Source organism: Mesorhizobium sp. CA5, assembly GCF_020165105.1.
Lineage (GTDB): Bacteria > Pseudomonadota > Alphaproteobacteria > Rhizobiales > Rhizobiaceae > Mesorhizobium.
Map to the genome: position 1 here is coordinate 32,920 of NZ_JAIUHJ010000021.1, position 17,043 is coordinate 49,962.

Below are 17,043 nucleotides of genomic sequence, written 5' to 3' on the forward strand. Positions count from 1 at the left end.
CAAGACTAATGTCCAAATCTTTGACCATCCTCGACGCTTTCGAGTCGGTTGACGCGCGACGGCGAAAGGCGCGGATGCCTATACCAAACCAAATGGAAGCGAGCGGGCCCCGCCGAATGTCGGTCAAAGCCGCGCTACGGCCCGCGACGAACCATGACGGGATATCTAGGCGGCAATTGCTACTGGCAAACGTCGACCCATACGGCGCCGACCAGATCGGCCATGCGCTGCGGTGTGATGCGCACCGCGGCATTGGTGGCGCCGGCTGCGGGAACGACTTCGTCGAAGGCCTTGAGCGACAGATCGCAATAGACGGGCAGCAGCGACGGCAGGCCGAACGGGCAGACGCCGCCAGGCGGATGGCCGGTGATTGCCAGCACCTCCTCGCCGCCCAGCATGCGCGGCTTGCCGCCCATGCTGTCCTTGAATTTGCGGTTGTCGAGCCTGGCGATGCCGCTGGTCACGACCAGCATGGCCTCGTCGCCCACGCGCAGGCAGATCGTCTTGGCGATCTGCGCCGGCATGACGCCATGGGCTTCGGCGGCAAGCGCGACCGTGGCCGAACTTGCCTCGGTGACGATGACTTCGATATCGGGCGCATGCTCGGCAAAAAAGGCGCGAACCGATTCCAAACTCATGGCGACCCCTCGTCAGACCTGTCGAACACCGGCTCGCGAATCGCATGGCGGCGCGGTCATTGACAAGAGCCACGGCCGTGCGTTGCGCATCCTTGTCTTGACGCATGCCGTTTCCCCAAAACCGCAGCGCATAGTTGGGCGACATGCATCAAAAAGCCCGCCAGGCATGCCTTGGCGGGCTTTCACATGGACGCTTGCTTGCGTCCTATTGCTGCGTGGGCCGGTTCTCGGCGGCCGGCACTCTGATCAATTCCTCTTCCGGCACCTGCAGGGCGGAAGCGATGCGCCGAAGCTTGGCGGGGTCGGCATCCTTGCCGTCCTCGATGTCGACGATCTCGCCCACGGCGAGGCCGCAGGTCAAAGAGAGTTCCTCGATCGTGTATCCCCTGGTTTCGCGCGCGGCTTTGAACGGGTTGAGGCCGGACGCGGCAATAATGTCGTTGGAAACAGCGTTTCGTACGGTGTTGGGCATGGCAACTCCTTGGGATGAAACAGGGTCGGATGAAATGTGGTGTTGCCTGAGACGGGCGGGAGAATGCTCGTTAACAAATGATTTGCCAAGAGCACCCATGCGGCGTCACGCGTTCGTGAAGCTGCGTTTCGGCTGATGCCTCGGGCTGCGTACATGTAAGGTCGCGCAGCGCTCAATCAAGTTCTTTTGAAGGTCCGCGGCCGGATCCGCCGGCATTTTCGACGTCTCGATTCGTTAGCTTGCCGTCACCGGCGGCAGACAGACCGACGCCGGGCATTTCTCAGAAGGATCGGATGCCATGAATTTGAAATCGTTCGCAATTGTGCTCGGCACAGTCTCAAGCGTCATCGGCGCGACGCAAGCGTGGGCCGCGGATGCCATACGTGTTCGAGGCACTGTCGTCAGCGTTGCCGGATCGACGCTGACGGTCAAGGATCGCGATGGCAAAACCAATGCGATCACGCTCGGCAACGGGTGGAAGATTTCAGGCGTAGCCACGGCCTCGGCAGCCGACATTAAACAGGGCGATTTTCTCGGCATCGCCTCGATATCCAAGGCCGACGGCGGCAGCGGCGCGCTGGAAGTCGTGATCTTTCCGGCTGCTCTGAAGGGTACCGGAGAAGGCGATCGCGGCTGGGACCTGCAGCCCAACAGCCGCATGACCAACGGCACCGTCGCCGATGTCAGCGAGATCGAAGGCCGCACTGTCACGCTCACCTATGACAACGGCCAGAAGAAGCAGATCGCTATCCCGCAGACGACACCGATCGTGACATTCGCCACCGCCACGCCGGCAGATCTCACGCCGGGCATCGCAGTGTTCGTCAATGCCGAGCGTGGCGGCGACGGCAAGCTGGTCGCGAACCGGGTCGTTGTCGGGAATCACGGCATCGCGCCGCCGATGTGAGGAGGCAGCGAGCGGCTCGAACAGCTTTGGCCGCTTGAACACTCGGCCTATCTGAGGCGGCGGCATCGCGGAGTGAACCGCCTCCATGTCGGGTGCCGCGCGCCGGATGCGTGGCGCGCGCCGAGGAGAGCCGCGCACGGCTTTCCCAATCCGCCGATATCGCCGGTCAAATGAAAAAAACGCGCGGCATATGAACCTTTCCATTGGCCGCAGCACTAAGCGGTCATGGGCGCCGCAAGGTGCTCCTCACCCCAACGGGACGCCGGGACGGCGATCCCAAAACCAATGGAAGGAAATGCTCAAATGACCAACTTCAAGCGTATCACCCTGGCCGCGGCTCTTGTCGTCTCGGCTTTCGGCTCGGTCTCGGCTCCGGCTTTTGCTGGCACGCATCCGACCGGCGAGCGGCGCGGTCTGTAAGGGCCATGGTTCTTGCCTGGTGCTGCAGCTGGATTGCAAAGGCACCTATACCGATGCCACCGACAAGAACGGCACCGTCTACGGCAAGTGCAGTCAGGTCATGAAGGTCGACCCGAAGACGCGGCTCAAGCTTGCGAACTGATCACCTGTAGCGGCACGGAAATGACGGCCGTCGAGGACGGCCGCCATTTCTGTTTATATCCCCTCGATCGATCAGCGCCGGCCGATCAAAAGGCCGGCAAGCAGTCCGACCACGACCAGCCCGACGGCGGCGGCCGTCGCCGGATGATCGCGCGCCGTGCGCTCGATCGCCCTGCCCCTGCGCCTTATTGCCGGAAGCGCCTCGTGGAGGCGATCGGCAAGTTGCGAATAATAGTCGGACGCCGCCTCGCGGCCATCCTCGTAATAGGCGTCACCGCGCCTGGCCAGAACCTTCTTCAGGTCGTGCAGTTGTCGCGAAAGTGCCGCGACCTGCTTGTCGATATCAACGTCGGAGAGGGTCGAAAACGATGCCATGCTTGTTGTCCTTCTCTTCGAGAAGGCCTAACGCACGGGCGAAGAGCCCGTTCCGGCCGACCGACCGGCCGAGCACCGTCAAGTCGAAGATGACCGTTCAACGAACCTGGTCGAGCAGGCGCTTGCATTCCAGCAAGTCGAACAGCGCCTCCTGCAGCAAGGCGCGATTGTCACGCGACAATCTCGACGAGTCGGGTTGAACCGGACCTTCGTCGTCGCTCTTGCCGAGGCCGAAGAAACGGCGGCTGGGCTTCACTTTCGGCTGGCCGACCAGCGCGTCCTCGTCGCCGCGCGGCTGCGCGGCCGCCGTCAGCGGCACCTGCTCGGCCTGGCGGCGCTGGGCGATGGCCTCCACCGCGGCCATGTCGCCATTGCCGATGGCGACCAGGAAATGGTTGCCGTTCTCGCGCAACAGCTTCTGCACGCCTTTGATCGTATAGCCCTGATCGTAGAGCATATGCCGGATGCCCTTGATGAGCTCGACGTCTTGCGGCCGGTAGTAGCGCCGGCCGCCGCCACGCTTCATCGGCTTGATCTGGGTGAAACGCGTCTCCCAGAAACGCAGCACGTGCTGCGGCAGGTCAAGATCTTCCGCGACTTCGCTGATGGTGCGGAAAGCATCGGGGCTCTTGTCCATGGGCCAATCCTCCACACTGGACCACGATCCGGGCATGGTGCCGAATCGCGCCTTATTTCAGCGATTTATGAAACGATATTCAAGCCCGGCTTCAAAACCGCCGGCGGTTTTCAACCGCATTCGCCAGCAAACTACTTGCCGCCCTTGCCCTTGCTGTTCTGATGCGAACGCAGGATCCGGTTCTTGAGCACGTTCGAGGACTTGAACGTCATCACCCGGCGCGGCAGGATCGGCACTTCCTCGCCCGTCTTGGGATTGCGGCCGATGCGCTCGTTCTTCGAGCGGACATGGAAGGTAGCGAAAGACGACAGCTTGACCGTCTCACCGCGAACGATGGCTTCGCAGATTTCGTCCAGCACAGCCTCGACGAGTTCCGCCGATTCCGTTCGCGACAAACCAACCTTCCGGTAAACGGCTTCAGCAAGGTCGGCACGCGTAAGTGTCTTTCCCCCCATGCGACCGTCCCATCTGCTCGCAAAAACGTAAATCGATACAGGCAAAGGCTGAGCCTAAGTAATTGATCCGGCAAGGTCAAGGACCGAACCGGCGAGTTCGGCACTTACCAGCGGAGCAACACCGCGCCCCAGGTGAAGCCTCCACCCATCGCCTCGAGAAGAACCAGGTCGCCCTTCTTGATGCGACCGTCGGCGACGGCAACCGACAAAGCGAGCGGCACCGAAGCAGCCGAGGTGTTACCGTGTAAATCGACGGTGACCACCACTTTCTGCTCAGCGATCCCGAGCTTCTTGGCGGAAGCGTCAATAATCCGTTTATTGGCCTGATGCGGCACGAACCAGTCGAGGTCCTCGGCCGTTATGCCGGCCTCGCTGAAGGTCGCCTCGATGACGTCGGTGATCATGCCGACGGCATGCTTGAACACTTCACGGCCTTCCATCCTCAGATGGCCGACGGTTCCCGTGGTCGAAGGGCCCCCGTCGACGAAGAGCTTGTCCTTGTGCACGCCGTCGGAGCGCAGGCTCGCGGCCAGCACGCCACGATCGGTGATCGCGCCGGCTCCGTCTTCCGCTTCGAGAACCAGCGCGCCGGCGCCGTCGCCGAACAGGACGCAGGTCGAGCGGTCGCTCCAGTCGAGGATGCGCGAGAATGTTTCCGAGCCGATCACCAGGACGCGTTTGGCCAGGCCGCCGCGGATATAGAGATCGGCAGTGGCGACGGCGTAAACGAAGCCCGAGCACACGGCCTGCAGGTCGAAGGCAAAGCCGTGATGCATGCCGAGCCGGTTCTGGATTTCGACAGCCGTCGCCGGGAACGTGTTGTTGGGCGTCGAGGTCGCCAGGATGATGAGATCGATATCGGCGGGCGTCATGCCGGCGCTGTCGAGCGCGGCGCGCGCCGCATCCTCGCCAAGCGAGGCAGTCGTCTCGTCGTCGGCGGCGACGTGGCGCTGGCGAATGCCGGTGCGCTGCACGATCCACTCGTCGGAGGTCTCGACCATGCCTTCGAAGTCGGCATTCTTCATGATGCGGCGGGGCAGCGCGGCACCGTTGCCGCGCACGACTGATCTGATCAAGGCTCTTTCCTATTCCTCGGCGTCGGCGACGCCGGACTTCCTGTTTGCCTGCGCGGTCGGGTTGCGCGCATGGAACAGATCGAGGTCGGCCTCGATCCGGTCAAGCAGATTGTTGCGTACCATATCGTAGCCGAGCTCGATGGCGGCCGCGAATCCGTCCGAATCGGCGCCGCCATGGCTCTTCACGACGATGCCGTTCAACCCCAGGAAGACTCCACCATTGGAGCGACCGACATCCATTTTCTCGCGCAGCCTGTCGAAGGCGCCCTTGGCGAAGACGTAGCCGATCTTGGCCATGAGCGTGCGGCTCATGGCGGAGCGCAGATAGCCGGCGATCTGCCTTGCGGTGCCCTCGGCGGTCTTGAGCGCGATGTTGCCGGCGAAGCCCTCGGTGACCACCACGTCGACCGTGCCCTTGCCGATATCGTCGCCCTCGACGAAGCCGCGATAATTCATCGAGGCCATGTTAGCCTCGCGCAACATGCGGCCGGCTTCCTTGACCTCTTCCTGGCCCTTGATCTCCTCGACGCCGACATTGAGGAGGCCGACGCTCGGCCGCTCGACGCCAAACACCGAGCGCGCCATGCCGGTACCCAGAATGGCGAAATCGATAAGCTGGTGCGCATCCGCGCCGATGGTGGCGCCGACATCGAGCACCACGCTTTCGCCGCGCGTCGTCGGCCAGAGCGCCGCGATCGCCGGGCGGTCGATGGTGGCCATCGTGCGCAGGCAGAATTTCGACATCGCCATCAGCGCGCCGGTGTTGCCGGCCGAGACGCAGGCCTGCGCGCCGCCGTTCTTGACCGCTTCGACGGCCTTCCACATCGACGACTTCCAGCGGCCGTGGCGAAGCGCCTGGCTCGGCTTGTCATCCATGCGCACGGCGATCTCGCAATGGACGAACTCGCATATCTCGGCGAGTTTCGGGAACTTGGCGAGCTCTGGGCGCACCACGTCCTCGCGGCCATAGACGACGAAGCGGATGTCAGGGCGGCGGATGGCGACGGTCATCAGCGCCGGGATGACCACGCTTGGTCCGTGATCGCCGCCCATGGCATCGATGGAAATCCTGATCACGTAGTGCTTTTCTCACGGTTTGCCTGGCTTGCGGCGGACGCCTGCCGAGGTAAGGGGCCTCGCGAAGGTTCGGCGAAAATAACGGTTTTGTGCCTGCGCACAACCAACTTTTCCAAAATCCGGACCACCCTCAGGATTTCCCAAGCAGCGAACGCAGCTTTTTCTGGAATTCGCTTTCCTCGGTCTGATCGTCGCCGGCAACGTCGAGCGAGGCTCCCGACTTGCGCGGATAAGGGTCGATGGCCAGACCGAAAAACTGTTCGGCCAGCCCGCCGACATCGATGGTGTCGCCGGAAAATGTCTCCGGACTGTCCGGCCCGTCGGCGTCGAGGACGATCTCGCCGCCGCCTTCGAAGCCTTCGCGCCCAAGCTTCGACTGCTCGGGCAGAAACAGCGCCTCGACGGGCTCATCGATATGCGCGACGACCGGATCCAGGGTGACGATGCAGGCTTGCGTGATGTCGGCCGCGACGCGACCGGTGACCTTGACGCCATTGCGCTTCCAGGGAACCACAAGCAGTTCGGCGCGATAGCTCTCGACCGAAAGCAGATCATAGTCGGCGGCAAGCGCCTCGCGCTGGCGCTCATCGGCCTCGACAAGGACCGGCAGGCCCTTTTTCGGCAGGCGCGCGACATTGGCGACGAAGGATACCGGGCTGCGCAGTTCGGCGTCTTTCATGCCGGCCTCCTTCACGCTGCCCCGGCCGCCGGGAACGCGGCGGTGCCGGCGGCGATCGATTCGGTCGGCTGGGCGGCAAGCTTGTGCGAGGCCTCGCAGACATAGTCCGCCAGCAGCGGCGCCTGCGGCCACGGGCCGGAGTCCGGCCTGATGTTGCGGGCGAGCGCCGCCGCAAGCGCCACCCGATCGTCTTCCTTGAGCGCTTCGTCATAGGCGGCCGTACGGCCGTAAAACATCTTTGCCAGCTTCTTCATGCGTTTGGGCACGCCGACATCGCCAATGCCAAGTTCGCGCAGCGAATGCTCGACATCGAGGAAGAACTCGTCGATCAGCACTTGCGCGACCTCGGCGGCAACGCCTTGTTCGCCATGCAGCCGGTGCTGGACGAGATACATGTGCAGCGACAGCATCTCGAAGCGGCCGAGCGGTATATCCGGCACATTCCAGTCGGAATAAAACACCGTTTGCCGCGCCGCCGCCACGATTTGTGCGTAGAGCGCGTCGGTGATAGCGCGGTTGGCATTGCGTTCGCGGCCAAAAAGGCGCTGGAACATTGAGGGCGGTCTCCCGGGGACCTGTTGTTTGATTTGGCCTTGTTGCATCGGCATGCAAGCTGGTTTACCGGTTTTGCGGCCCAGCGCAAGTTGCGGGGATGTGATGGAGATTTGTTGTTGGGTGCGCTGAAATTCAAGTCGTTCTTTGCGCCCGCCCCAGTGGGCGCGGCTTCGCTGCTGGTAATGGTGTCAGCGCTTTCCGCCTGCAATTCGTCCAAGATGTTCGGAGATCTCCATCCGAGCGAGACGCTGACGAAAGGCTACGTCATCGACCAGCAGGCGATCGATTCGGTGCCGGTCGGATCGAGCCGCGAGCAGGTGCTTCTGGCGCTGGGCACGCCGTCGACGACGGCGACCTTCGACAACGAGGCCTTCTACTACATCTCGCAAACGCGCAAGCGCTATGTCGCCTTCGACAACCCGCGCATCATCGACCAGCACGTGCTGGCGGTCTATTTCGGCGCTGACGGCCGCGTCACCCAGATCGCCAATTACGGTCTCAAGGACGGCAAGGTCTTCGACTTCATCTCGCGGACGACGCCGACCGGCGGCAAGGACCAGAACTTCCTGAGCCAGGTCATCAGCGGCGCCAGCAAGCTGGCGCCCGGCATTCCCGGCGGCGGCGGTACGCCCTGAGTTCGCTCGCCCGGCAACCTGACTGAACGAAAGACTTCGATCGACGGTCTTTCGTCGCCTGCCGGCGACCGTCCGACTGTGCTTGCCTATGCCCGTATAGCCACGTATGACGCTTTGGCGATTTCCGGGGGGCTGGATATGAGCAACAACGATCGTACCGTACCGCAGGGCTGGATGGCCACCGGCACGCCTGACCAACAGACGGTGACGCCGGACTGGCTCGCCGTCGATGCGCCGCCGATCGAGGGCGTCACATTCAAGGAAATCAGACCCGTCGCGACCTCAAACGGCTACCTGACCGAGATCTTTCGCGAGGAATGGGCTCTCGATCAATCGCCGGTCGGGCAAGTGTTTCAGCGCACCATGTATCCGGGCGCAGTGACGGGCTGGCACGCACATGCGGCGACCCTCGACCGCCTGTTCTGCTGCGCCGGCAGCGTGCGGATATCGCTTTTCGACGGGCGCAAGGCCTCGCCCAGCTTCGGCACGGTCTGGCACAAGATCGTCGGCGCCCTGCGACCGGCAATCGTTACCATTCCGCCTGGCGTCTGGCACGGTGTCGTGACCCTCGGACCGGAGACAGCGTTGCTGCTCAACCTCGTCGACAAGGCTTACGCCTATGACGCGCCCGACCATTGGCGCCTGCCGCCCGATACGGAACAAATCCCCTACAAGCTGGTGTAGTGTGGAACAGGCCGGTCAAGGCGCGCCAATCGGACCGATCGAACCGCTGGTCTCGATCGTGATAGCGACGCACAATCGTCCGGCGGTGCTGCATCAGGCCCTGAAGAGCCTCATTGGTCAGACCCTGCAGGACTGGGAGGCCATAGTCATCGGCGACGCGTGCCGTCCTGACACCGCGGCCATGGTCGCTGCATTCGAAGACGCCCGCATCTGCTATATCGACCTTCCCGTGAACTTCGGCGAGCAGTCGGGTCCGAACAATATCGGCTTTGCCCGGGCCCGCGGCCGCTTCGTCGCCATCTTGAACCATGACGACCTGTGGTTTCCCGACCATCTGGCGTCCATGTGCGGCTGGATCGACGCCACCGGTGCCGATGTGGTGATCGCCCGAGGTGCAGTCATCGAGTCGTCCGCGAGCAAAGGCTCCAGGCATATGATCCTCGGAATGGGCCGGGACGGCTTCTATGACCCAGTCACCACAGTCGGATTCGGCTCCGCGCAAATGATCCGGCGCGCGTCGCTGCCAAGGCTTGGGCCATGGCGCCCGGCCAGCCAGTGCGTTTGCGAGAGTTCCCAGGACTGGCTGTTCCGTGCCTGGCGCAAGGGTGCGGTGATTGCGACAATGCCCCATCTGACCGTGCTCATGCTGCATTCGGGCAAGCGCGAAGGCAGCTACGCGCGAGATACGGCGCGGGAACAGGAAGAACTGATGGACGCGATGGATGCTCCAGACGCGTTGCGGGTCAGGATTCTCGGCAACGCCGAGGAACCCGCCCCCCTCAAGCGCTTCCGCTATCTCAAACGCAGGCTTCTGGCGATGCTTGGCATACATCCGCGGGCGCGGTCCTTCCGTCGCCTATATCGCCGCGGCGCGTTCATTGCCATGTTGCGCCGGACACGCGGCTTGCCGCCGATGCCCGAACGAGAGCCAGACGCCAAGGCGTTGCTGGCCCGCTATCGCCGTGGCGGCGAAAGGCCGGAAGGCGGTTGAGTGCCTCCGGAATGCATGATGTCATGCCGAAACACAAAGCCCGCGGGATCGCTCCCGCGGGCTTTGTCGTGGAATAGCCGCAATCAGCCGTGCGCGAGCACGGCGAGCAGAAGCAGCGCGACGATGTTGGTGATCTTGATCGCCGGGTTGACGGCCGGGCCGGCGGTGTCCTTGTAGGGATCGCCGACGGTGTCGCCGGTGACCGAGGCCTTGTGCGCTTCCGAACCCTTCAGGTGCTTGACGCCGTCCTTGTCGGTAAAGCCGTCCTCGAACGACTTCTTGGCGTTGTCCCAGGCGCCGCCTCCGGAGGTCATCGAGATGGCGACGAAGAGGCCGTTGACGATGACGCCGAGCAGCGAGGCGCCGAGCGCCGCGAAGGCCGAGGCCTTCGAGCCCGAGATCAGCAGCACGCCGAAATAGACGACGAGCGGCGCCAGCACCGGGAGCAGCGACGGAATGATCATTTCCCGGATCGCCGCCCTGGTCAGGATGTCGACGGCGCGCGCATAGTTCGGCTTCGAGGTGCCGGCCATGATGCCCTTGTCCTCGCGGAACTGCTTGCGCACTTCCTCGACGATCGAGCCGGCGGCGCGACCGACGGCGGTCATCGCGATACCGCCGAACAGATAGGGGATCAGGCCGCCGAAGATGAGGCCGGCGACGACATACGGGTTGGAGAGATCGAACGAGATCTCGCCCATGCCCTGGAAGTAGGGGTACTTATCGCCATTGGCGGCAAAGAACCTGAGATCATTCGAGTAGGCAGCGAACAGCACCAGCGCGCCGAGGCCGGCCGAGCCGATGGCGTAGCCCTTGGTCACCGCCTTGGTGGTGTTGCCGACCGCGTCGAGCGCGTCGGTCGAGTGGCGGACTTCCTTGGGCAGGCCGGCCATTTCGGCAATGCCGCCGGCATTGTCGGTGACCGGGCCGAAAGCGTCGAGCGCCACAATCATGCCGGCCAGCCCGAGCATGGTGGTGACCGCGATCGCTGTGCCGAAAAGGCCGCCGAGCTGATAGGTGGCGATGATGCCGCCGACGATGACGATGGCCGGCAGCGCCGTCGATTCCAGCGAGACCGCGAGGCCCTGGATGACGTTGGTGCCGTGGCCGGTCACCGACGCCTGAGCGATCGAGTTCACCGGACGCTTGTTGGTGCCGGTGTAGTATTCCGTGATCACGACAATCAAGCCGGTCACAGCCAAGCCGATCAGGCCGCAGATGAACAGGTTCTTGCCGGTGATGACGATGCCGGCGACCGTGCCGACCTCGCCCCAGCCGAGCGTGGCCGATGTAGCGGCGGCGAGGCCGACGATCGACAGCAGGCCGGTGACGATCAGGCCCTTATAGAGCGCGCCCATGATCGAGCCGTTGGAACCCAGCTTGACGAAGAAGGTGCCGACGATCGAGGTCAGGATGCAGGCGCCGCAGATGGCCAGCGGATAGAGCATCGCGGCCCCCAGCATCGCGGTACCGCCGAAGAAGATGGCGGCGAGCACCATGGTGGCGACGACGGTCACCGCATAGGTCTCGAACAGATCGGCGGCCATGCCGGCGCAGTCGCCGACATTGTCGCCGACATTGTCGGCGATGGTGGCCGGGTTGCGCGGATCGTCTTCGGGGATACCGGCCTCGACCTTGCCGACGAGATCGCCGCCGACGTCGGCGCCCTTGGTGAAGATGCCGCCGCCGAGACGGGCGAAGATCGAGATCAGCGAGGCGCCGAAGCCGAGGGCGACGAGTGAGTCGATGACGACGCGGTCGTTCGGCTGCAGGCCCATCGGGCCGGTCAGGATGAAGTAGTAGATCGAGACGCCAAGCAGCGCCAGGCCCGCTACCAGCATGCCGGTGATGGCGCCCGACTTGAAGGCGATGTCGAGGCCGGCGGCAAGGCTGTTCGAAGCGGCTTGCGCGGTTCGCACATTGGCGCGCACCGAGACATGCATGCCGATGAAACCGGCGGCGCCCGAGAGCACCGCGCCGATCAGGAAGCCGATGGCGGCGGTGATCGAAAGCAGCCACCAGGCAAGCAGGAGAACGACGATGCCGACGATCGCGATGGTCGTGTACTGGCGCGCCAGGTAAGCCTGGGCGCCTTCGCGGATGGCGGCGGAGATTTCCTGCATGCGCTGATTGCCCTGATCGGACGCAAGGACCGAACGTGTCGCCCAGATGGCGTACAGAACTGACAGCAGGCCGCAGGCGATGACGGCGGTAATGATGGTCATTGCCGGATTTTCCTCGATTGATGGCCCAAAAGAACCCCTCCCTGGGCCGTTGGAACGGAGATGGATGCCGCATGCGGAATCCACCCCTTGGCTGGGGTGTATGCGAAACAGGGCTTGGAACGTCAAGATATTGTTCGGTTTTTGCCCGGCTTTCGCCCAAAAGACGATGGTGCCAATAGCTGTGTCGGCGCAGGCTTCGAATTAGATCGATTGAAATGACGCCGGGTATTGCCGACCAACCAGCTACTCCGCCCCCTGCCCCATACGCCGCGCGGCGTAGCGTTCGATCGCCGACAGGCCGTCATAGATCAGCACGGCAAGCGCCGCGACGATCAGACCGCCCTGCAGCACGAAGGCAAGGTTGTTCGAGATCAGGCCGGCGATTATCACCTCGCCCAGCGTCTTGGCGGCAACCGTCGAGCCGATGGTCGCGGTGGCGAGGCTGATGACCACCGAGAGCCGGATGCCGCCGAGGATCACCGGGGCGCTCAGCGGCAGCTCGACCTTCATCAGCCTTTGCCAGCCGGTCATGCCTGCGCCGCGCGCCGCTTCCATCACGTTGCCGGGCAGCGTGGTGAGCGCCGTCAGCGCATTCTCGAAGATCGGCAGCAGGCCATAGAGGAAGAGCGCGATCAGCGTCGGCTTTTCGCCGAAGCCGACGGCCGGCACGGCAAGCGCCAGCACGGCAACGGGCGGGAAGGTCTGGCCGATATTGACCAGGCTGCGCGACAAGGGCAGGAACTCGGCGCCCGCCGGCCTTGTGACCAGGATGGCTAAAGCCACCGCGATGGTCGTCGCCGCCACCGTCGCGATCAGCACGATCCTAAAATGCTGCAACGTCAGCGTCAGCAGGCTGCCCTGGTTGTAGATCGCCGGCGCGCCATTCTCGGTCAGGGGTTTCAGCAGCGGTTCAAACCAGCCGGGGGCGGTGATGAAGACCACCAGCAGCACCAGGACAGCCAGCCTCAACAGCGCGGGCAGCCAGGCTTTCATTGCGGCCTCGCCGCGCGTTTCACCAGGCCTTCGACGGTGACGCGGCCGAGCAGCTTGCCGTCGGCGCCTTTCACCGGCAGCGCCGGGCGGCCCGACCACAACAACTCGGCCAAGGCGTCGCGTTGCGTGGCTTCGCCGGGGATCGCCTCGCCTTCGGCACCGCCCGGCTCCACGGCATCGCGCACAGGCCCGAGCGACAGCAGCCGGAACGGCCTTTCGCTGGCGCCGACCAGTGTCTCGACAAAGCCGTTCGCAGGCCTGGCCAGAATCTCCGCCGGTCTTGCGTATTGCACCAGCTTGCCGGCATCCATGACGGCGATCTTGTCGCCCAGATGCACGGCCTCTTCCATATCGTGGGTGACGAGGATGATGGTGGTGCCGAAGCGCTTCTGGATCGCCAGCAGATCCTCCTGCGCCTTGGTGCGAATGATCGGGTCCAGCGCGCCGAAGGGCTCGTCCATCAAAAGCACGTTCGGCTCGGCGGCCAAAGCGCGTGCAACGCCGACGCGCTGCTGCTGCCCGCCGGAAAGCTCGTGCGGGTAGCGCGGCCCGTAAGCCTGCGGGTCGAGCTGGTAGAGCGTCATCAACTCGTCGACGCGCGCCTTGATGCGGTCTCGGTCCCAACCGAGCAGCAACGGCACGGTGGCGATGTTCTGCGCTACCGTGCGGTGTGGAAACAGGCCATGCCCCTGGATGGCGTAGCCGATCCTGCGGCGCAGCTGATAGCCGGGCACCGAGCGGTTGTCGGCACCGTCGAGCTTGATGACGCCGGAGGTCGGCTCGACCAGCCGATTGATCATCCGGAGCAGCGTCGTCTTGCCGGACCCCGACGTGCCGACGATGGTTGCGACGGTTCGAGGCTCGATGACCATCGAAACATTGTCGACCACCGTCGTCTCGTCATAGCGCTTGGTAATGCCTTCGATTTCGATCATGCCGTTTCAACCCTGCGCTTGGTGGCGGTCATCTCGATGACCGCGTCGAGGATGATCGCCGCAGCAAAGGCCAGCGCCACGGTCGGCAGCGCGCCGAGCAGCACCAGATCCATCGCCGTCTGGCCGACACCCTGGAAAACAAACACGCCGAAGCCGCCGCCGCCGATCAGCGCGGCGATAGTGGCAAGCCCGATGTTCTGAACAAGCACGATGCGGATGCCGGTCAGGATCACCGGAAAGGCGAGCGGGAACTCGACATCGAAGAGGCGCTGGCGATCGGTCATGCCCATGCCGCGCGCGGCGTCGTTGGCGGCGCGTGGCACGCCGGCGAGTCCCACCACGGTGTTGGCCACCACCGGCAGCAGCGAATAGAGGAACAGCGCGACAAAGGCCGGCGCGGTGCCGATGCCCCTGATGCCGACCGCGGCGGCACCCGGCACGTGCAGGGCGACCCAGCCGAGCGGCGCGATCAGCAGGCCAAAGAGCGCGATCGACGGAATGGTCTGGATGATGTTGAGCACGTTGAGCACCCCTGCCCGCAGCTTCTCGACGCGATGGCACAAGATGCCGAGCGGTATCCCGACCACGACCGCGCCGGCCAGCGAACCAAGCGCCAGCGTGACGTGCTTGGAAGCTTCAGCCCAGAAACTGTCGGCGCGGCCTGCATATTCCTTGAGAATGGAAAGACTGTCCCAACGTCCCGAAACGAGCAGCGCGGCGATGGCCAAAGCGGCAAGCACGAGCACGCCGACGCGCGCCCCGGGCGACAGGTTCAGCCTGGTCAGCACATCGGCGAGAAGCAAGGTGAAAGCAAAGATCAGCAGCCAGAAACCGGAGGCCGGCGAGACGCGAGCGAAGGTGTTGCCGGCGGGCGTCAGAAAACCGCCGGCAACACCGATCAGGGCCGACAGCGCGACCAGCGCCACGACGCCGGCGATCAGCCTGAGCAAAAGCGGCGTCCTGAGCAGGGCGACGATCGCGGCCCCTGTCGCTATCGCCAGCAATAGCATGCCAAGCATGGACGGCAGCGCTTCCAGGATCGAGCGCGCCTGCCCCGGCACGATACGATTGGCGCGGAACATGGCGAACGGGGCGAGGAACGCGGCGTAGGCCACGATCGCGGCAATGACGACGCCGAGCTTGTCGAGGCGCAGGGTCATGACGCGCGTTTGCGCGAGGCGCCCCCCTCTGGCCTACCGGCCATCTCCCCCTCTATGGGGGAGATCAGATGTCGCGAGGGCCTTCGCCAATCACCAAGGCCGGAGAAGAGAGCGACGCGCAGCAACAGCCAATCTCCCCCCTTGAGGAGGAGATGTCCGGCAGGACAGAGGGGGGCGCCTCGCAACGACTTCTAGCTTTTCAAGGCGGGCTTATCTTACTTCAAAAACCCGTTCTTCTTCAAAAAATCCTCCGCGACCCCCTTCGCTGGCTCGCCGCCCAGCTGAACGCGGCCGTTGAGCCCCTGCAACGTGACGAGATCGAGCTTGGCGAAGACCGGCTTCAGCAGCGTCTCGATCTCGGGATGCTGCTTCAGGACCTCTTCCCGGATGATCGGTGCGGGCTGATAGACGGGCTGCACAGCCTTGTCGTCCTCGAGCACGACGAGGCCGGAAGGCTGGATGCCGCCGTCGGTACCATAGACCATGGCCGCGTTGGCGCCGTTGGTCTGGTTGGCAGCGGCTGCGATGGTCGCCGCGGTATCGCCACCGGAGAGCGTGATCAGCTGATCCGGCTTCAGCGTGAAGCCGTATGTCGTCTGGAAGGCCGGGAGCGCCGCCGCCGAATTGACGAACTCGGCGGAGGCCGCCAGCACCACCTTGCCACCGCCCGCGACGTATTTGCCGAAGTCGGTCAAGGTGACGAGCTTGTTCTCGTCGGCCACTTCCTTGCGCAGCGCGATCGCCCAGGTGTTGTTGGCCGGCGACGGCGATAGCCAGACGATCTTGTTGGCGTCATAGTCGAGCTTCTTGGCGGTTTCGTAGGCCTTGGCGGCGTCCTTCCAGACCGGATCGTCTGCCTTCTGGAAGAAGAAGGCGGCATTGCCGGTATATTCGGGATAGATGTCGATCTCGCCGGCGGTGATCGCCTTGCGCACCACGGGCGTCGCGCCGAGCTGGATCCGGTCCGTTGTCTTGATGTTGTTGGCGTTAAGCACGAGCTGGATGATATTGCCCAGCACCCCGCCTTCGGTATCGATCTTCGAGGAGACGACCACCTGGGCGCTGGCCGAGGCAGTGGCAAGGCCGAGCGCAATGGCTGCTACGGCGAGCTTTCCGATTGAAAACATTGTGAAATCCCTTGCTGTGAACCGATTGATCGGTGGCTGTATATGAGCACGGCTATGACGGGCAGTCGGGGTACACGGTTTCATAACTTGGGGGACAGGCGCAATAATTTTGTTCGATCCGACAAAAGCACTGTTCCACCCGACATAGCGCGATGCCGACCTAAGGCCGGCTGGCGGCTTACCCTGTTTTGCGAAATATTGGGAAAGGCGGGTCGGCGGCCAAAACAGGAGTGTGTCATGGCCAAGCACAAAGTCGGCTACCTCATCGGCAGCCTCGCCAAGGGCTCCATCAACCGCAAGCTTGCGAAGGCTCTCGTCAAACTGGCGCCGCCGGAACTTGAGATGACGGAAATCCCCTTCAAGGACTTGCCGCTCTACAGCTACGACTATGACGCCGCCTTCCCGCCTGTCGCCCTGGAGTTCAAGAAAGCCATCGCATCGGTCCAGGCGGTGCTTTTCGTCACGCCGGAGTACAACCGATCGATCCCCGGCGGCCTGAAGAATGCAATCGACTGGGCCAGCCGGCCCTACGGCAAGAACTCCTTTGCCCGCAAACCGACTGCCGTCATCGGAACATCGCCGGGCGCGATCGCAACCGCGGTCGCCCAACAGAGCCTGCGCAGCGTGCTCAGCTTCTGCAACGCGCCCCAGATGAACTCGCCCGAAGCCTACATTCAGTTCACCCCGGGGCTGATCACCGACGATGGCGAGGTGACGGTGGCGTCAACAGAGACATTCCTGCGCAACTATATGCAGGAGTTCCACATGTTCATCGCGCGGGTCCTGCAGGTGCTCCCCCCGGATGCCTGACGCCGGTCGTTCAGGCCGGTTGTTCGAGAGGCCGGAAGAGCTGGTCGGGCG

20 protein-coding genes are annotated in these 17,043 nt (G+C 63.8%); 6 read left to right on the forward strand and 14 right to left on the reverse strand.

Annotated elements, in window-relative coordinates:
• Positions 1 to 179: 179 nt before the first annotated feature.
• Both LB529_RS23545 and LB529_RS23550 read right to left on the reverse strand, forming a co-directional pair.
• A complete protein-coding gene (locus tag LB529_RS23545; protein ID WP_224712430.1) occupies positions 180 to 638 on the reverse strand; it encodes a YbaK/EbsC family protein in 459 nt (152 codons plus the stop codon).
• A 205-nt stretch (positions 639 to 843) separates the two neighbouring features.
• Entirely contained in the window at positions 844 to 1,110 is a 267-nt protein-coding gene (locus tag LB529_RS23550) for a helix-turn-helix domain-containing protein (RefSeq protein WP_095767666.1), read from the reverse strand.
• 298 nt (positions 1,111 to 1,408) lie between these two features.
• Between LB529_RS23550 and LB529_RS23555 the strand changes: the two genes are divergently transcribed.
• Positions 1,409 to 2,017, forward strand: a complete 609-nt coding sequence (locus LB529_RS23555) for a hypothetical protein (protein ID WP_224639622.1) — start codon at positions 1,409 to 1,411, stop codon at positions 2,015 to 2,017.
• Between the two features lie 439 nt (positions 2,018 to 2,456).
• On the forward strand, positions 2,457 to 2,579 hold the full coding sequence (locus LB529_RS29060; protein ID WP_263497374.1) for a hypothetical protein: 123 nt from the start codon (positions 2,457 to 2,459) through the stop codon (positions 2,577 to 2,579).
• A gap of 71 nt (positions 2,580 to 2,650) precedes the next feature.
• On the opposite strand, the gene LB529_RS23560 is transcribed toward LB529_RS29060, so the two are convergent.
• The 7 genes from LB529_RS23560 to LB529_RS23590 all read right to left on the reverse strand — a co-directional run bounded on the left by LB529_RS23560 (position 2,651) and on the right by LB529_RS23590 (position 7,431).
• On the reverse strand, positions 2,651 to 2,953 hold the full coding sequence (locus tag LB529_RS23560) for a YqjD family protein (protein ID WP_095767669.1): 303 nt from the start codon (positions 2,951 to 2,953) through the stop codon (positions 2,651 to 2,653).
• A 97-nt stretch (positions 2,954 to 3,050) separates the two neighbouring features.
• Entirely contained in the window at positions 3,051 to 3,590 is a 540-nt protein-coding gene (locus LB529_RS23565; protein WP_140842716.1) for a MerR family transcriptional regulator, read from the reverse strand.
• Positions 3,591 to 3,721: 131 nt separating this feature from the next.
• Positions 3,722 to 4,045 carry an integration host factor subunit alpha gene (locus tag LB529_RS23570; protein ID WP_040983242.1) on the reverse strand — a complete coding sequence of 108 codons (324 nt, stop codon included), beginning with the start codon at positions 4,043 to 4,045 and terminating at the stop codon, positions 3,722 to 3,724.
• Positions 4,046 to 4,149: 104 nt separating this feature from the next.
• Positions 4,150 to 5,121 (reverse strand): beta-ketoacyl-ACP synthase III, encoded by a 972-nt coding sequence (locus LB529_RS23575; RefSeq protein ID WP_224712431.1) that lies wholly within the window; start codon positions 5,119 to 5,121, stop codon positions 4,150 to 4,152.
• A gap of 9 nt (positions 5,122 to 5,130) precedes the next feature.
• The gene (plsX, locus tag LB529_RS23580) at positions 5,131 to 6,198 is read right to left on the reverse strand and encodes a phosphate acyltransferase PlsX (RefSeq protein WP_224712432.1); all 1,068 of its coding nucleotides are present in this window, start codon (positions 6,196 to 6,198) and stop codon (positions 5,131 to 5,133) included.
• A gap of 130 nt (positions 6,199 to 6,328) precedes the next feature.
• On the reverse strand, positions 6,329 to 6,877 hold the full coding sequence (locus LB529_RS23585; protein WP_224712433.1) for a YceD family protein: 549 nt from the start codon (positions 6,875 to 6,877) through the stop codon (positions 6,329 to 6,331).
• Positions 6,878 to 6,888: 11 nt separating this feature from the next.
• A complete protein-coding gene (locus tag LB529_RS23590) occupies positions 6,889 to 7,431 on the reverse strand; it encodes a ubiquinol-cytochrome C chaperone family protein (RefSeq protein WP_224712434.1) in 543 nt (180 codons plus the stop codon).
• Positions 7,432 to 7,548: 117 nt separating this feature from the next.
• Here LB529_RS23590 and LB529_RS23595 point away from each other — a divergent pair, with 117 nt between their 5' ends.
• From LB529_RS23595 to LB529_RS23605, 3 genes are all read left to right on the forward strand, one after another.
• Positions 7,549 to 8,067: an outer membrane protein assembly factor BamE gene (locus LB529_RS23595; RefSeq protein WP_224712435.1), complete on the forward strand. Its 519-nt coding sequence runs from the start codon at positions 7,549 to 7,551 to the stop codon at positions 8,065 to 8,067.
• Between the two features lie 138 nt (positions 8,068 to 8,205).
• Entirely contained in the window at positions 8,206 to 8,751 is a 546-nt protein-coding gene (locus tag LB529_RS23600) for a dTDP-4-dehydrorhamnose 3,5-epimerase family protein (RefSeq protein ID WP_224609485.1), read from the forward strand.
• 1 nt (position 8,752) lies between these two features.
• Positions 8,753 to 9,742 carry a glycosyltransferase family 2 protein gene (locus tag LB529_RS23605; protein ID WP_224609482.1) on the forward strand — a complete coding sequence of 330 codons (990 nt, stop codon included), beginning with the start codon at positions 8,753 to 8,755 and terminating at the stop codon, positions 9,740 to 9,742.
• Positions 9,743 to 9,825: 83 nt separating this feature from the next.
• On the opposite strand, the gene LB529_RS23610 is transcribed toward LB529_RS23605, so the two are convergent.
• The 5 genes from LB529_RS23610 to LB529_RS23630 all read right to left on the reverse strand — a co-directional run bounded on the left by LB529_RS23610 (position 9,826) and on the right by LB529_RS23630 (position 16,182).
• Positions 9,826 to 11,967: a sodium-translocating pyrophosphatase gene (locus tag LB529_RS23610; protein ID WP_224530671.1), complete on the reverse strand. Its 2,142-nt coding sequence runs from the start codon at positions 11,965 to 11,967 to the stop codon at positions 9,826 to 9,828.
• Between the two features lie 243 nt (positions 11,968 to 12,210).
• Positions 12,211 to 12,960, reverse strand: coding sequence for an ABC transporter permease (locus tag LB529_RS23615; RefSeq protein WP_224712436.1), 750 nt, complete (start codon positions 12,958 to 12,960; stop codon positions 12,211 to 12,213).
• Positions 12,957 to 13,895 carry an ABC transporter ATP-binding protein gene (locus tag LB529_RS23620; RefSeq protein ID WP_224712437.1) on the reverse strand — a complete coding sequence of 313 codons (939 nt, stop codon included), beginning with the start codon at positions 13,893 to 13,895 and terminating at the stop codon, positions 12,957 to 12,959. The genes LB529_RS23615 and LB529_RS23620 overlap by 4 nt, the downstream gene beginning before the upstream one ends.
• Positions 13,892 to 15,055 carry an ABC transporter permease gene (locus LB529_RS23625; RefSeq protein ID WP_224712438.1) on the reverse strand — a complete coding sequence of 388 codons (1,164 nt, stop codon included), beginning with the start codon at positions 15,053 to 15,055 and terminating at the stop codon, positions 13,892 to 13,894. The genes LB529_RS23620 and LB529_RS23625 overlap by 4 nt, the downstream gene beginning before the upstream one ends.
• A 215-nt stretch (positions 15,056 to 15,270) precedes the next feature.
• Positions 15,271 to 16,182 carry an ABC transporter substrate-binding protein gene (locus LB529_RS23630; RefSeq protein WP_224639613.1) on the reverse strand — a complete coding sequence of 304 codons (912 nt, stop codon included), beginning with the start codon at positions 16,180 to 16,182 and terminating at the stop codon, positions 15,271 to 15,273.
• A 237-nt stretch (positions 16,183 to 16,419) separates the two neighbouring features.
• Between LB529_RS23630 and LB529_RS23635 the strand changes: the two genes are divergently transcribed.
• Positions 16,420 to 16,992, forward strand: a complete 573-nt coding sequence (locus tag LB529_RS23635; RefSeq protein WP_095767682.1) for an NADPH-dependent FMN reductase — start codon at positions 16,420 to 16,422, stop codon at positions 16,990 to 16,992.
• Positions 16,993 to 17,043 lie beyond the last annotated feature (51 nt).